The organism is Oligoflexus tunisiensis (genome assembly GCF_001748245.1).
GTDB lineage: Bacteria > Bdellovibrionota_B > Oligoflexia > Oligoflexales > Oligoflexaceae > Oligoflexus > Oligoflexus tunisiensis.
In genome coordinates this window covers 1,298,410-1,313,215 of sequence record NZ_BDFO01000001.1, presented here as the reverse complement: position 1 = coordinate 1,313,215, position 14,806 = coordinate 1,298,410, and the positions used below count along the sequence as shown (strand labels likewise).

The window sequence follows — 14,806 nt, the reverse complement described above, 5'->3', positions numbered from 1 at the left end:
GCCCACCCCCTCATTCCTTGCGGAAAAGGCGGTCGAAACCCGAGATGTTTGCTCTGTCAAAATTGATGCAAGTTTCGTGAAAACAACTGCAGGTTGGAAAAATGGCTGATAATCCGCGAAAACAACTGAAAAAATCAGGGGTTTCGCGATCAGAAGGAAACCGCCACGACTGTCCAAAAAACAAGGCTATTTCGTCAGTGGAGTGCTTAAATTTCGGAAAATATAAAGGAATATTTGAGTAACAGTGTCAAAGCCCTGGCATTTTCCCGCGTAAAACCGTTCGGGAACCTGTATCCCATGGAAACCGCTTCGTAAAACGCATACCCCCGCGTGAGGCGGGAGTATGCCTGTTCAGCTATTCATCCGATGGAATCGGATTAAAAAGCCTCGACTCAAATCGGAAAAGATCAGGCTGTGTGGTGTCCTCCTCCGCGGGAGGCTGACGACCGGCCGGATTTATGGCCTCCACATGGCCTTCAGGAACGCTTTCCACTTGCCCTTCTGCGGGCGGCTCGACCTGTCCTTCATCAAACTCGCGACCTTCTGTCGCTCCGGATGGAGCCGCACTATCACCTCGCGGCGGGACCTGAGGTTCACGTGGCACGGTCTGCTGTTCCGCTGTTTGGGCGAACATCAGTGACGGTGCGAACACGAGGAGTCCCAGGCAAAATATTTTGTTTAACATGACACGACCCTCCCTCCTGGTCCTCTTCCAAACCCTGCAAAATTCGGGCCCTCACAACTTGTGACGGAAGACTGGATTGTTCAGACGGAGCGTATCCTCGGGAGCATGCTCGTGTGGTCGCAATCGAAGACAGCGACATAGACATGGGGTGCCGTTGCATCATCCCGCACCTGAAGCTTGTGCTTTTCGAGTTCGAGGCGTCGAAATTTTTTCTGCAGCTCAGGCGGGCAGGATTCCAACGTGCGGGCTTCAACGCAAATGATGTCCCCTTCGGGCACCGGATAATAACGGCGGTACTGCTTTCTGAATTCCTCATAACGTCGCGCCATAACCAAAGGCTCACCGTACACATCATAAACCTTGATGCCGACCCGCGTATAAAACGAATGGACGAGGCCGGATGCGATGCCAATGGCACAGTATCCATCGGTCAATCCCAGCTCCTGGCGTACCTCTTCCGTGATGCGCTGGCACTGCAGGGCGACATTCACCGCTGTTTCATAAGGGGACTGATGCGATGGCTGCGGCAGGGGAAAGCCGACGATACAGATAAAGCCGTCACCCATCTCCTTCAGTTTATAGGCGGTCACCTGCAGGGGATTATGAGTGTATCCCGCAGAGAAAACATCGTGGCAGCGCTCCAGGATCACCTGCAGGAATTGATTCAATTTCTCCTGCGGCATACGCGTGGAATTCTGAATATCGTAACACACCACGGTCGCCTCACCCGAGCCCACCGGCATGGTTTCCTCGAGGTTGTAGCCGACCTTCATCAAATCCAGCTGATGCGGAAAGACCAGTTTCTGCAGCTGACTGTGGGCATGCATGAGAGACGCGCTGCCGGTTTCCGTATGATAGTAGTAGAGCTTCAAAACCTGATTTTTAAGGTAACCCGTCGCCAGGGAGAAGGCGGCGCCAAAGATAATCTCCATCTTGAAAACATTAATCAGATCCGGAGCCACCAGGTAAAGACAGAGGGTCTCAAAGATGACAAAGGCTGCCGCTTTCATGTAAACAGTCGGCAGCGTGCGACTGACCGAAATGAAGTTGCTCGTGACCAGGAGGATGGCCAGGGACCCATTGCTGCTGATTTTATGGATGGCTCCGCTTTGGTTGATTTCCCAAAGGACGAAATTGAATCCGACAAACATCGCTGCGACCACGATATCCGCCCAAAGAATGGCTTTGCCTTTCACGGCATAACTCAATTCGAAAAGAATCTTATAGAGCAGAAGCAGGACCAGCACGGGCACATAAGCTATACCCACCAGCCAGCCGTATTTCAGACCATTCAGAACGGAAAATATCACCAGCGAACAGCCCACCAGGAGGGCCACGGGCGACAGCAGGAGGCGATCGGCGACAAAAGCGTTCAAATACTGTCGAAAGCCTTCGCGGTTTTGACGACAGAACATGGTGACACTTGAACGACTGCTAACGATCTTCTATAATTCACAGGCGACAGGTCTCGCTCAGATCTATGAAGACGTCTTGAATCCTGAGTGCCTTTATCAGGGTGAACCCGCGATCAATAATATTGCCACCACATCTCATGCACAGGTCACAGTTGGGATTTCGACCCGCCTGAAGGTGCGTCTGAGCATTTATCGCGCCATGAGCCGCATTCTGAACAGAAAAATTCTGGCCTGGATGTCGCCCGCTCAGCCTCATGTGACTTCGCGTCGCCCCTAACGGCTGGCTGATGCAGTTTATAGCGGAAGACCGGCAGGCGGCGGCTGCTGCATGGGAGCGTGAGGTCTTGGAAAAGAATCTCCAGCCTCGGCGGACGGGAATGCTGTCCTGGAACTCAAGTGCCGATGCAAAGGCGGAATCGCTTCACGCAGAGCCTCCTCCATATCATCCACCAGGAAAAACTGCAGAGCGTGGCGGGTGCTCTCCGGAAGCTGGTCGAGATCCCGCTCATTGGCCTTCGGCAGCATCACTTCATGAATACCGGCCCGATGCGCGGCGAGAATTTTATCCTTAATGCCACCCACAGGAAGAACCAGACCACTCAAAGTGATCTCACCCGTCACAGCAAGGTCCTTGCGCACCGGATGATGCGTATAGAGCGAGGCCAGGGCAATGGCGATGGCCAGACCCGCACTGGGTCCATCCTTGGGTGTGGCACCGGCCGGGATGTGAATGTGGAGACCCGCGTGACGGTAACGGGCCTTGTCTGATTCCAGGAGTTCGGGCCGCGACCAGACATAACTGATGGCCGTCTGCACCGACTCGCGCATCACCTCGCCCAGATGTCCAGTCATTTTAAGATCCGCCTTTCTCTGCGGCAAAAGACAGGCTTCGATATAGATCAGATCACCGCCGGTTTCCGTCCAGGCGAGGCCCGTGGCCACACCAGGCGACCATTTTTCCCGCACCTGTTCTACAAAAATGAGGCGAGGCCCGAGGTATTTGTGCAGCGAGTCCGGCTCCAGAGTCACCTCTTCCGTTTCTCCCTGAGCGACCCGCATCGCCACCTTGCGGGCGACATGCGCAAGACGACGTTCCAGTTCCCGTACACCTGCTTCCCGGGTGTACTGACGAATGATCTCCTGCAGCGTGCCATCCGGAATGCGCAGCTGCGTTTCCTCCAGACCGGATTCCTTGATGCGTCGAGGCAAAAGGTAACGCTTCGCGATCTGAATCTTCTCTTCATCGGTGTAGCCGGACAGTCTCAAAATCTCCATGCGATCGAGCAGAGGTCTTGGAATGGAATCGGTGCTGTTGGCCGTGGCGATAAAGAACACATGGGAAAGATCAAAGGGCAGATCCAGGTAATTGTCATGAAAGGCACAGTTCTGTGCCGGATCCAAAACCTCCATCAGCGCCGCAGCCGGATCACCGGCAAAGTCGGTGCGGAGCTTGTCCACTTCATCCAGCATCAACAGGGGATTCTTTGATCCGGCGCGTCGCATGGCCTCGATAATACGACCCGGCATGGCTCCAACATAGGTGCGCCGATGCCCACGCAGTTCCGCTTCATCATGCATACCGCCGAGGCTCATGCGCTCAAATTTTCTTTCCAGGGCCCGGGCAATGGATTGACCGAGCGAGGTCTTTCCCACACCCGGTGGCCCCACAAAACAGAGGATGGGGGCCCGGGCCTGAGGATTCAGCTTTAAAACTGCCAGCTGTTCCAGAATGCGATCCTTGATATCCTTGAGCCCGTAATGATCCTCATCCAAAACCATCTGCGCCCGCCCAAGATCAAAATTATCCGGGGTGCTCTCCGTCCATGGCAGATCGGCAATCAGCTCCAGATGGGAGCGGATGATCTGATATTCGGAAGCGGTATCGGTCATGTGCGCGAGGCGTTTGATTTCCTTATCCACTTCAATCCTGACGTTTTCGGGAAAACTCTTGGCCTCCAGTTTTTCCGTCAGATCCCTCAGCTCCTCGCGGGCATTGACCTCATCCCCCAGCTCCTTGCGGATTTCACTCAACTGCCGTCGCAGAAGATATTCCCGTTCCTCCTTGCCGAGTTCATTGGAAACCTCGCCGGCGATTTTCTCCCGCAGCTTCTGCACCTTGTACTCATACGAGACATAGGCATGCGCCAGGCGACAGAGTTCGCGCTTGCTGGACGCTTCCAGCAGGGCCTGCTGCTTGTCCATATCCAGATTCAAAAGGATGGCGATGAGATAAATCTGCGTGACAGGATTGGCGATGCGATGAACGAGGTCGGCGATCGGCTGGCCGGTTTCCGAGACGACGTACAGGTTCATTTCCTCAACAAGCTTGAGCGTTTCCTTCAGCAGAGCCGTGGCCTCGGGATCATCCTCGCGCAGAAACTCCAGGACGCGCACCTGGGCTTCCAGGTAGCGCCCATGGTCGCTGAGTTTTTCCACCATGACCCTTTGAATGCCGTTCAAGACGATATTGATCTTGCCATGCTCACGCTGCAGGCGACTGATCACAGCCTGGGTGCCCACTCGCGATAATTCATAATTTCCCAGGGGATAACCGGCACGCGAGGTGCTTTGCAAGGTGAGGGCAATCAGATTGCGATCAGGACGCTCGAGCGCCTCTTCCGCGGCGGCTATCATCTTCTCATCGTCGACGACAAGGGGGAGAAATGTACCCGGAAAAAGCACATTGCCGAGGACCGGCATCACAGGCAGCTGCTGGTGGGTTGTGGGCTGATCATTCACTTGCGTGGCAGCCATCACGACCCCTCCTTCCACTGAATCCCATTCAGCTTTGGCCTTTGGATCGATCGAGAGGAGAATAGAAATAATTCCCCTGTCGCTCCACCCGTAAAAGGACTCTTTCCTGACCCTTGGTGAGATTCCAGAAATCCTGCGTTCGGCTCACCGGCTGGTGATTGACTGTCAGAATCACATCACCGACCTTAAGCCCCGCCTGATCACTCGCCGACCCAGGCTGAACCGCTTCAACAATAAGCCCCGTGCGGCTCGCCAGCCCATGCTGTCGGGCGAGACTCTCCGTCATGGGAGCCAGACTCAGGCCATAAACTTCATCAGGTCGCGGACCGGCAGGAGCTGGCGTTTGCGGTGTCGTGGCCGCCACGCTTTCTTCGGGATAGCTCCCCAGCGTGACCTCCACCTCCCGGCTCTTGCCATCGCGCAGAAGGGTGAGTTTCACTTTGGTGTTGGGCAGCATCAGACCAATGGTATTGGCCAGATCCGAAGCATTCCGCACTGGAGTTTCATTGACACGTGTGATGATATCCCCGGCCTGAAGGTCAGAGGCGCGAGCCGGGCTGTTTTCGGCGACGTTGGCCACCAGCACCCCTTCCGTTCCTTCAGGCAGGCGCATCGCTTCCGCGAGGGATGGATCAAGAGGCTGCAGCTGCACTCCAAGATAGCCGCGCTCCACCTTGCCTGATTTAATCAGCTCATCCGCAATCCGTCGGGCAAGATTCGAGGGCACGGCGAAGCCAATGCCGTTGTATCCGCCTGATCGGGAGAAGATCGCGGTGTTCACACCCACCACCTGGCCTGCAATATTCACAAGAGGGCCTCCGCTGTTGCCCGGATTGATGGCGGCATCGGTCTGAATGAAATCACCAAGCTCTGTGATATTAAGATTTCCGCGGCCGATGGCCGAGACCACTCCAAACGAAACGCTCGCTTCCAAACCAAAAGGTGCCCCCAGCGCGACCACAAAGTCACCTACCTTGGCCTGCTGTGAATCCGCAAAGGCTAGAGCGATCGCGCCTTCCTTTTGCAGATCAGGGCTGCTGATCTTGACCAGGGCGATGTCCGTGCGCGCGTCGCGACCGACAACCTTGGCCGGATAGCGGCGACCGTTGGGAAGTTTCACATTGATTTCATCCGCACCTTCCACCACGTGGTTGCTCGTCATGATCAGGCCCTGTTCGATGTTGGTGAAAAAGCCTGATCCCAAACCCTCCTGTCGCAAGACGGGTGGTTCACGGGGTGTCGGACGACGGCCGGGGTTGGGTCCGAAGAGATATTCAAAGAGATCGAGCGCCTCGAATGGTGTGCCTCGAACGGTGCGCGCGGTGGAGATGAGCACCACACCCTGGTTGACTTTACTGGCCACAGCCGCCACACCACGGGAGAGATTTTCCAAAGCAGTGACAGAGGCAGCTTCCTGGTTACCGACCGGAGCTGGAACGAGCGCCGGCGTTGGTCGCGTCGGGTCTGCTTCGCGTTCCGAGGCGCGCGTGCACGATGCCGTAAGCACAATAAGGATGCCATATAGCAGAATCAGGTGGCGGCGATAGAGGCATAAAGCTGGTGCCATGATGAGCCCTCCTGATGAACCTGAGCCATGCGTCTGCCCGTGCCATCAGGTTTTACTTTATGCCTCCTTCATAAAAAGTCCAGCCAGGGAAAATCCCCTACATCATTCACTCAGGGATTTTTCCTCAATGGGCTGCTTCCACCGGAATGCTGTATTGAAAGCCCATGGACAGAATGCGACCGCCCATATTCAAGTTACCGAAGAGCTTGCGCCCGACGGCAAGATCGGTCATCTTGATTTCAAAATCCACATTTTGCAGAAGGCTGCTGTTGATCTGGGTTCCAACCTCCCAGGAGGAGGAAAGACCGTATTTCGCCTCGCTGGAATAGGCTTGGTTGGTCACATCATTTTCCGCCTGCGACTGCAGGGAGACAAGGCCCGCACTGGCACCGAAGAAAGGTTCCAGACCAAAGCCAGGCTCGGTCTTTTCCAGAAAGGTTTTTCGAAAACCGGTTTGCAGAGCGGTCAAACGCACATCACTTTCCAGGTTGGCCACGCGATTATTGAATTCATAGTACACCAGCGTCGACGACCAGCTGAGGCCGTTGCTCCTCGGCACCGCGAAACGCAGGAGATAGCTCGGGGCATCATTTTTGTACACGCCGTTCACAACCCCATCGAAGGGTTCATACTGCCCGATCGAAAGGCTGATGTCATAGGCCAGAGCCTGGCCGGCCTGACTACTCAGCAGAAGAATCAGAAATCTCTGGAAGTTCAATCTTGAAGTCATCGTGTACTTTTCCCGTGTGATCGATGGTTCGCAGCTGTAATGCCGTTTTCAAATAAGACACCTGGAGATAATGATAAAAAGCGGCATCCGTGCCGGCATCCGCATGCAGCGGTGAACCGGCACCGCCTGTGATCACGTAATGAATTCCATCCTTTTCGATGCGGGAGTAACTATGCTCATGACCAGCGAAAACAGCCGTGACCTTGTACTTCTGAAAGAGGCTGTGCAGGGTTTCCACCGGCTGCAGGGGCTTATCCCGATGATGATGCTGAGGAAACAAAGGGCGGTGGGTAAAGACGATGCGAAAGCGGGCTTTCTGGGCCGCCTCGGAACTCAACTGCGCTTCCAGCCAGGCCAGCTGCGTGGGCCCGATTACGCCTGGCCGGATTTCAAGATCTTCCGTGTTGGTGATAATGCAGAAACATTCGCCGATGGACTCAACTTCATAACCGGTAGTGTCCATCTGCGGAAAGGCGGCCAGAAAAAGATCGAAACTGCGGGCATCTTCCACATCATGATTGCCGATGACGGGATAAAAGCGTGTGGATTCGAAATAGGTTCGCGTCAGCGACACGAACGAAGGCCACTGCTCGGTGCTCTTGGGCGTCGAGATCATGTCACCCAGATGAATGGCGGCCAGCGGCTTGCCCACGGCGATGGAACGATTTTGCAGAATAGAGTAAATATCATTGCCGTCGCGACTGTCGCCGAAGATGCTGAAGTAGTATTCACCCCCTTCCGGCAACTGATCGGGATTGGAACGCTCCGAGGTTCCACAGGTTGCCAGGATCATGGCCCCACAAAGCTTGAGTAACGATTGCCAATTGCGCAAGACAGCCTCCGATGGAAGAGAGAATGGAGCCAGGATAACTACGGCTTTTCTGAGGTAAGAAAATTTTACTGGGTCATGGGGGCTTTGAGCAATCATGGAAAAAATTAGTCTGCCATAATAGTCCGAAATGGCTGATCCACCGTTGTTCCGCCCGCGGCCTTCGTATAAGCTCAGGCCCGACACAGAAAGGGGACTCCGTATGGAATGGGAACAAAGCATAGTCACGATTGCATCCACTGGCGGCCGCAGCATTCTCATCACCGATAAGATCGTGCAGGCCTGTCCAGCTCTGACCCGGATTCAGGTTGGTTTTTTACAGCTTTTTCTACGGCATACCTCGGCGTCACTGACCATCAATGAAAACGCCGACAGCGATGTCCGCCGCGACCTTGATATGGCGCTCCATCATATTGTGCCCGATCAATTAAATTTTCGTCATACGGTGGAAGGTCCGGATGATATGCCGGCTCATGTGAAATCGTCCCTGATGGGAGTCAGTCTGCAAATTCCCGTGCGCGAAGGACGTCTGATGCTGGGAACGTGGCAGGGAATTTATCTCTGTGAGCATCGGGAGCGGAGCCATCAGCGGGAAATCATTTGTACGGTTTACGGGCGTTCCTGAACGCAAAAACCCCCTCTGCAAAAAGAGGGGGGAGAAACGAGGGATCAAACAAGAGCTATCGAGGGCCCAGCACACACGATGGCATGCTGGAGCTGACGACCGTCTTTATTTAAAGGCGAGTACATCAAAGGTCGCGTTGACCGCGGGTGTGCCGTTGTTATTGCCCACATAGGAGCGGCAGCCATTCGGCAGATGCGCACCGGCCTTACCGGGAAACTGTGCATTCACTCCCAGGCAGATAAAAAGCTCCGGCCCCACAGTGGCGCCGGTATCATCGGTGCCAGCGACAATGGAACCATTCGGGATCGCCGTGGCCGTGGCATCGGCAGAACTCCGAATCCAGCGCACAAGATCAGCCGGGTTGCCTTTGTTGGCCATCAGCACATCATAGGCGGTGCTCCGAAACACAACGCCGCCGTATTCATAATTGCAGCTGCCGGCCTTCAAATCAGCGGGATTATCCATCGCACCCGCCTGGATGCCCCGATTTTCTCCATCAACGAAGTGACGGGAACGGCAAACATAGCGCTTGTTATTGGCGCGAGCTTCCAAACCCAGCTGACCCGGCTGGATCAGACTCTTGGGAACCCAAAGCAGCTCCTGCTTGCTAAGCGTCAGGCCGCGGGTCAAGGGAATTGAATAACGTCGCGCGGTGGTATAAGCGAAGAAGGTATAGTTCCAGCTTTCTTCATTCTTCACCGACTTGTCGACAAACTCGGCCATGGGACCGGCAACCATAACCGTGCCGTTGCCCAAAGGCTGATTCACGGTGTATTCCTTGCCGTCCTCAGGCATGGCATTCAAGGACTCGCGGCTGCGAACGATCAGCCAGTTGCCGCTGGTCACCTTGGGGATGATTTTGATTTCGTTTTGGCCATCGATCAAATCAATCTGATCGGTCATGGTAGGAAGCTCAGGCGTCCAGACCCAGGTGGCCATGCTCGGAAAATTCTGCGTTTCACCGCTGGCACTTTTTCCAAGCACGCAAACGGCAACAATCGCAGGGCTTTCCGCGCGGGCTGCAAGGTCAATTTTGATGGGCGTAGCGGCCGGAACGAAATCAGAATATCCATCCGTCGCCCGACATTCCGTAGCCGAGGCTCCGACTTTCCACTTATATTCCGCTACACCAGTAACGCTGATTTCATATTGAGCATTGGGGCTCTTCGCTTCCGGATAACCCGCAAGCTTTGCCTGCACCGTTTCGGCCGGTGGGGTGTCTGGGGTTGGTGTTTCGGTCTCAGACTCCGGTTCCAGCACGGACGAATCCGGCGCCTTAAATACCTTATCTGTTACCTTCTCACCTGGTTGAAGATTTTTGCAGCCGCTCCCGATTGTCAATCCCAATAGCACACACAAGGTCTTTCCAATCCATCCCATTTCCGTCTCCTGGGTTCGCGTCTTTCGGCAATTCCTGCAAGACGAAGGCCATGCGCATCGAAGTGAACAAACTCCTGTTTTACTGTAAGAATTGGCCCGTATGGTCCGCATGGACTATCGAAAATTCAGGTTCGCCGCCAGGATTTTTGACAATTTACGGGGGGGTGGAAGGCGCGGCCTCACGATGAAATGCAAAGGTCAGGGTATCCGCCGGCCCCTCGCTCGCGCTGGTATCCATACGTGTTCCAAGCCAGGGGTGCTCGCGCAAAAGGTTTTCCATCTGGCTGCGGAGCAGGGCCGGATCACCCTTGGGTGAGGCTTCGATGATACAGGTCTGGCCCTCGCAGTGGATGCGATGAATATCGGCATGACGAGGCCAGGCGGAATCCTCCTCCTGGAAGAGTTCGGCCAGGCGCTGCTCCCGCTCTTCGTCACTCGCCGGATCAGCCTCGGCTTGAACCGTAACACTGGTCCCGGTGCCGCTGCGGGAAGGGGACAGATCCAGCGGGATCGGATCCTGATGACCGCCACGGGTGACGAACAGCCAGCCGGCCGCGATGGCAAGAACAGCCGCAAAGGGCAGGACAGGTTTTTTTTCCATGGCGCGCGTCTCCTCTTCGCAGTTCTTTCACATTTGTACTAAAAATGGACTGGCAACGGTAGCCGGGCTCGGTATGTTCCCACATACCCCCACGCAGGACCTGCACCCTTCAGTTTCTTTTTCATTTGACTCTCACCGCTTGTGCGATAGCATGCATCGTCCTCCCAGAAAACGATGGGGCCAGCACCATGAGTCAGGATGCAGATTTTGATTTCGTCATTATCGGTTCCGGTTTTGGCGGCAGTGTTTCGGCTCTGCGTTTGACGGAAAAAGGCTATAACGTCAAGGTTCTGGAACAAGGGCGCCGTTTCGAAGCGCGTGATTTTCCCCGCACCAATTGGAATTTGAAACGCTGGTTGTGGCTCCCGCTCCTGAATTTTATGGGGCCATTCCGAATCTCATTTTTTGGTCATATCACCGTTTATTCAGGCGTCGGTGTGGGCGGAGGTTCCCTCGTCTATGCCAACACCCTGCCGGTTCCCAAGGACGGTTTTTTCAAAGCTTCATCCTGGTCGCATCTTGCCGATTGGAAGCAGGAGCTTTTGCCCTATTATGACAAGGCCAAACGCATGCTGGGGGTGGCGACCAATCAGCACTTTACCCTGACCGATCAGGTCATGGAAGAGATTGCGAATGAAATAAACTGCAGGGATAAATTCCAGGCCACCGATGTCGCCGTCTTCTGCGGAGAGCCGGGAAAGACCGTGCCCGATCCTTATTTTCAAGGGGAAGGGCCGCCGCGCACCGGCTGCACCTACTGCGGCGCATGCATGACAGGCTGTCGGGTCGGGGCCAAAAACACCCTTGATAAAAATTACCTATACCTGGCTGAAAAAAGAGGCGCCACGGTAGAACCCTTGTCGCGCGTGGTGGCCGTGCGCCCGGTTGCGGAGCAGGGCTATGAGCTTACCGTGCAACGACGCCGCGGTTGGCTGTTTTACCGCACGGAAAAACTTCGGGCGCGGCAGGTCGTGTTCAGCGGCGGGGTGCTCGGCACAGTCAGGCTTCTGCTGAACATGCAGCAGGATCCCAAAGGTCTTCCCCATCTGTCGCCCGCTTTGGGGCAGTTCGTTCGAACCAACAATGAATCCATCATTGGTGTGGTGACCAGCCATTCCCAGTATGATTTTTCCAAAGGCCTGGCCATCAGCTCGATTCTTCACACCGACGAGCATTCGCATTTGGAACCGGTTCGCTATGGGTCGGGATCAGGTTTTTTCCGCCTTCTGATGGCCCCGCACGCACCCGGACCCAATGCCTGGAATCGCAGTCTGACCATGGCCAGCACGTTGGCTCTGGACCCCATGCGCTGGCTGAAGGTGATCCTGACGCCGAATTTCGGCCGACAATCCCAGATTCTTCTCTATATGCGCAGCCTGGACGGCACCTTGCGTTTCGTTTTGAAACGAAGGCCCTGGCTGGCCTTTCGGCGAACGATGAGTTCCGCGCTCGGAGCGGATGGTCAGAAGCCCCTGGCGTTTATGGAGGAGGCCACCCAACTCGCGCGCCTCTTTGCAAAAAAAGTGGACGGGCTGCTCACCAGTGTCTTCACGGAATCCATCTTTGGCATTGCCTCCACCGCCCATATTTTAGGCGGCTGCTGCATGGGACGCGATGCGAGTGAAGGCGTGATTGATTCCCGCCATCGGGTCTTTGGTTATGATGGCCTTTATGTGGTCGATGGGGCCGCGGTTTCCGCCAACCCTGGCGTCAATCCCTCCCTCACCATTACGGCTCTGGCCGAGCGGGCCATGAGTCTGATACCACCCAAGGATAGGAGCTGAACATGACAAGGACGTTACCCAAGGTGGCCATCATCGGTGCAGGTTCGAGCGGCATGATTGCCTGTCGCGAGCTCAAGGTTCGCGGAATTCCTTTCGACTGCTTTGAAAAGGGCAGCCAGGCAGGTGGCAATTGGATTTTCAAAAATGATAATGGCATGTCCGCCGCGTATCGATCGCTGCACATCAACACCTCGCGGCAGCAGATGGAATTTCTTTGCTTTCCGATGCCCAGGCACTATCCCACGTATCCCCATCACAGCCAGATCGCGGAATACTTTGATGCCTTCCTCGATCACTTCCGTCTGAAAGAGGATATCACCTTCAACACGGAAGTTAAAAAAGCCGAGCCGCAGAAGGATGGAAGCTGGCAGCTGACGCTCGCGAATGGCACGCAGCCGGTTTATGATGCCGTGATCGTGGCCAACGGTCACCACTGGGATCCGCGCTGGCCGGAGCCGGCCTTTCCGGGTGAATTCCATGGCATCACCATGCATTCCCATGCCTACCTGGATCCCACGGAACCCCATGAATTAATCGATCGCAATGTGCTGGTGGTGGGCATGGGCAATTCAGCCATGGATATTGCCTGTGAACTCGGCAATCGTGGGGTGGCGCGCAATGTCTATCTTTCCGCCCGTTCCGGCACGCATATCATGCCGAAGTTTTTTGGCAGTCGGCCGGCCGATGCCTTTCTGCGGCATCCAGGTCGCGAGCCGTTCTGGTGGGAACATATCGTGCCCTATCAGTACTTTGAAAAAGTCGCGTTCCCGCTCATTTCCTGGAAAATTCGCCGGGCGGTCGGGCGACCCGAGGACTATGGTTTGCCGAAACCTCGACATGCCTTTGGCATGGCGCATCCCACGATTTCGAGCGAGGTTCACATCCGGCTCGGCAGTGGCGATATCAAACCGAAACCCAATATCAAGGAACTGCAAGGAGACAGGGTCCAGTTCGTGGATGGGTCCGTGGTACCGATCGACGCCATCATCTATGCGACCGGATATAAAATCAGTTTTCCCTTCTTTGATAAAACGGTTCTGCCCTATGAAAATAATGATCTTCCGCTTTTCAAACGGATGATGTCCCCGCGTTACGATAATCTGCTGTTCCTCGGCCTTGTCCAGCCGCTCTGTTCCATCATGCCGATTGCCGAACTGCAGGCATCCTTTATGGGTGACTACCTGCTTGGCACCTACCGCCTGCCGGATAAGGACACGATGGACAAGGTCATGCGCGCCGAGCATGAGATGATGAAGCGTCGCTATACCGACTCGCAGCGCCACACGATTCAGATCAACTGTCTTGAATATTCCTACGATTTGCGCAAGGAATTCAAGGAGGGGCGTAAACGCGCCGAACGCTGGGCAGACAAACCCGAGCGTGTCCCCACAACCTTTCCTTCAGCGGTGCGCGTGTAATGGTGGAAAAGGAGGAATGGATCTACAGTTCGGTCGAAGACCTTGCGCCAGGTATCCGGCGGATTCTTCGCATCCAGAGCTGGGTTCCACCTCTGGAACGCCTGCCGATACCGATCAGCCGTGTCCTGATGGAATGCGCCTCCCGCATGAACAGCCCGCGGCGCAATCCCAGGGTCAAGGAAACCCTGCATATTCCCTTCGCCCGTCTGCCGCTCACCATGCGCCACTGGGAACCCAGAGATTGGAGCGGACCGCGGCCGGTTGTTTTCTTCATGCATGGCGGTGGCTTTGTATTGGGGAGCAGCCGCTCCCATCGCGCCTTCTGTGAACTCATGGCGGATGAAGCCCGTTGCAGCGTTTTTTCCATCGATTATCGGCGTGCCCCGGAACATCCCTACCCAACCGCTCTTGAGGACGCCGAGCGCCTCTTTCAATGGCTCCAGGAACAACGCGAAATTTGGGGCTGGCAGAATCAGCCTCTGGTGGTGGCCGGTGACAGCGCCGGAGGCAATCTGGCAACAATACTCTGCCGTCGCCTGCGGGATCGCGGGGAACCCCTTCCGGATGCCCAGCTTTTGATCTATCCGCTCACGGATTTTGCGCAGAATACAGTCTCCTATCAAAAATATGGTCAGGGTTTTGTTCTGACCCGTTCCCTGGTGGACTGGTTTTTCCTGCATTATCAGGCGGCAGGTCAGTACGATCATCATGATGTCTCGCCTCTTCGTTGCGAGGATCTGCGAGGCCTGCCGCCGGCCTTTATCGCGCTGGCCGGCTGCGATGTGCTGCTCGATGAAGGCCGCAACTATGCCCGCCGTCTGCAGGAGGCAGGCGTCGCGGTTCAGCTGCGCGTCTTTCCCAACATGATCCATGCCTTTGTCAATTTGCTAGTGGTCCCCGAAGCCCGTGCGGCTGCCATGGAATGCATCGCGTTTCTGCAGGATCTCTTTCAAGGTGACGAAGGGTATTCGCTTTCCGCTGCCGCCGATAGGCCATTTCCCTGACGTCTCTTCCAGGT

At 55.5% G+C, this 14,806-nt stretch carries 13 protein-coding genes; 5 read left to right on the top strand and 8 right to left on the bottom strand.

All coding sequences use genetic code 11. The annotated features are described in order from the left end of the window. Positions 1-355: 355 nt before the first annotated feature. Together OLTU_RS05745 and OLTU_RS05740 are read right to left on the bottom strand one after the other, a co-directional pair. On the bottom strand, positions 356-685 hold the full coding sequence (locus OLTU_RS05745) for a hypothetical protein (protein ID WP_141731802.1): 330 nt from the start codon (positions 683-685) through the stop codon (positions 356-358). Positions 686-765: 80 nt separating this feature from the next. Next, positions 766-2,100 carry an adenylate/guanylate cyclase domain-containing protein gene (locus OLTU_RS05740; protein WP_141731801.1) on the bottom strand — a complete coding sequence of 445 codons (1,335 nt, stop codon included), beginning with the start codon at positions 2,098-2,100 and terminating at the stop codon, positions 766-768. On the opposite strand from OLTU_RS05740, the gene OLTU_RS05735 reads away from it, so the two are divergent. After that, positions 2,099-2,377, top strand: coding sequence for a hypothetical protein (locus tag OLTU_RS05735; RefSeq protein WP_141731800.1), 279 nt, complete (start codon positions 2,099-2,101; stop codon positions 2,375-2,377). The two genes, OLTU_RS05740 and OLTU_RS05735, sit on opposite strands and share 2 nt — an antisense overlap. A gap of 17 nt (positions 2,378-2,394) precedes the next feature. On the opposite strand, the gene lon is transcribed toward OLTU_RS05735, so the two are convergent. From lon to OLTU_RS05715, 4 genes are all read right to left on the bottom strand, one after another. Beyond that, complete coding sequence (gene lon / locus OLTU_RS05730) at positions 2,395-4,854, bottom strand: endopeptidase La (RefSeq protein WP_141731799.1); 2,460 nt, start codon at positions 4,852-4,854, stop codon at positions 2,395-2,397. Positions 4,855-4,882: 28 nt separating this feature from the next. Next, the gene (locus tag OLTU_RS05725; protein ID WP_141731798.1) at positions 4,883-6,421 is read right to left on the bottom strand and encodes a Do family serine endopeptidase; all 1,539 of its coding nucleotides are present in this window, start codon (positions 6,419-6,421) and stop codon (positions 4,883-4,885) included. A gap of 124 nt (positions 6,422-6,545) precedes the next feature. Continuing rightward, positions 6,546-7,151, bottom strand: a complete 606-nt coding sequence (locus OLTU_RS05720; protein ID WP_141731797.1) for a hypothetical protein — start codon at positions 7,149-7,151, stop codon at positions 6,546-6,548. After that, positions 7,102-7,983, bottom strand: a complete 882-nt coding sequence (locus tag OLTU_RS05715; RefSeq protein WP_176736360.1) for a metallophosphoesterase family protein — start codon at positions 7,981-7,983, stop codon at positions 7,102-7,104. Before OLTU_RS05715 ends, OLTU_RS05720 begins: the two co-directional genes overlap by 50 nt. Before the next feature lie 199 nt (positions 7,984-8,182). On the opposite strand from OLTU_RS05715, the gene OLTU_RS05710 reads away from it, so the two are divergent. Continuing rightward, positions 8,183-8,605 (top strand): secondary thiamine-phosphate synthase enzyme YjbQ, encoded by a 423-nt coding sequence (locus OLTU_RS05710; RefSeq protein ID WP_141731795.1) that lies wholly within the window; start codon positions 8,183-8,185, stop codon positions 8,603-8,605. A 105-nt stretch (positions 8,606-8,710) separates the two neighbouring features. Here OLTU_RS05710 and OLTU_RS05705 read toward each other — a convergent pair whose 3' ends face one another. Then, on the bottom strand, positions 8,711-9,985 hold the full coding sequence (locus OLTU_RS05705; RefSeq protein WP_141731794.1) for a DUF3421 domain-containing protein: 1,275 nt from the start codon (positions 9,983-9,985) through the stop codon (positions 8,711-8,713). A gap of 154 nt (positions 9,986-10,139) precedes the next feature. Further along, positions 10,140-10,586, bottom strand: a complete 447-nt coding sequence (locus OLTU_RS05700) for a hypothetical protein (RefSeq protein WP_141731793.1) — start codon at positions 10,584-10,586, stop codon at positions 10,140-10,142. A gap of 188 nt (positions 10,587-10,774) precedes the next feature. Here OLTU_RS05700 and OLTU_RS05695 point away from each other — a divergent pair, with 188 nt between their 5' ends. From OLTU_RS05695 to OLTU_RS05685, 3 genes are read left to right on the top strand one after another with little or no spacing between them, the layout of a single operon-like run. Then, positions 10,775-12,370, top strand: a complete 1,596-nt coding sequence (locus OLTU_RS05695; RefSeq protein WP_141731792.1) for a GMC oxidoreductase — start codon at positions 10,775-10,777, stop codon at positions 12,368-12,370. Between the two features lie 2 nt (positions 12,371-12,372). Beyond that, positions 12,373-13,788, top strand: coding sequence for a flavin-containing monooxygenase (locus tag OLTU_RS05690; protein WP_141731791.1), 1,416 nt, complete (start codon positions 12,373-12,375; stop codon positions 13,786-13,788). Continuing rightward, complete coding sequence (locus OLTU_RS05685; RefSeq protein ID WP_141731790.1) at positions 13,788-14,792, top strand: alpha/beta hydrolase; 1,005 nt, start codon at positions 13,788-13,790, stop codon at positions 14,790-14,792. Before OLTU_RS05690 ends, OLTU_RS05685 begins: the two co-directional genes overlap by 1 nt. Positions 14,793-14,806 lie beyond the last annotated feature (14 nt).

Coding starts and splice junctions, on each gene's coding strand:
- OLTU_RS05745 (WP_141731802.1), bottom strand. CDS start 685: ATGTTAAACAAAATATTTTGCCTGGGACTCCTCGTGTTCGCACCGTCA.
- OLTU_RS05735 (WP_141731800.1), top strand. CDS start 2,099: ATGGTGACACTTGAACGACTGCTAACGATCTTCTATAATTCACAGGCG.
- OLTU_RS05740 (WP_141731801.1), bottom strand. CDS start 2,100: ATGTTCTGTCGTCAAAACCGCGAAGGCTTTCGACAGTATTTGAACGCT.
- lon (WP_141731799.1), bottom strand. CDS start 4,854: ATGGCTGCCACGCAAGTGAATGATCAGCCCACAACCCACCAGCAGCTG.
- OLTU_RS05725 (WP_141731798.1), bottom strand. CDS start 6,421: ATGGCACCAGCTTTATGCCTCTATCGCCGCCACCTGATTCTGCTATAT.
- OLTU_RS05720 (WP_141731797.1), bottom strand. CDS start 7,151: ATGACTTCAAGATTGAACTTCCAGAGATTTCTGATTCTTCTGCTGAGT.
- OLTU_RS05710 (WP_141731795.1), top strand. CDS start 8,183: ATGGAATGGGAACAAAGCATAGTCACGATTGCATCCACTGGCGGCCGC.
- OLTU_RS05705 (WP_141731794.1), bottom strand. CDS start 9,985: ATGGGATGGATTGGAAAGACCTTGTGTGTGCTATTGGGATTGACAATC.
- OLTU_RS05700 (WP_141731793.1), bottom strand. CDS start 10,586: ATGGAAAAAAAACCTGTCCTGCCCTTTGCGGCTGTTCTTGCCATCGCG.
- OLTU_RS05695 (WP_141731792.1), top strand. CDS start 10,775: ATGAGTCAGGATGCAGATTTTGATTTCGTCATTATCGGTTCCGGTTTT.
- OLTU_RS05690 (WP_141731791.1), top strand. CDS start 12,373: ATGACAAGGACGTTACCCAAGGTGGCCATCATCGGTGCAGGTTCGAGC.
- OLTU_RS05685 (WP_141731790.1), top strand. CDS start 13,788: ATGGTGGAAAAGGAGGAATGGATCTACAGTTCGGTCGAAGACCTTGCG.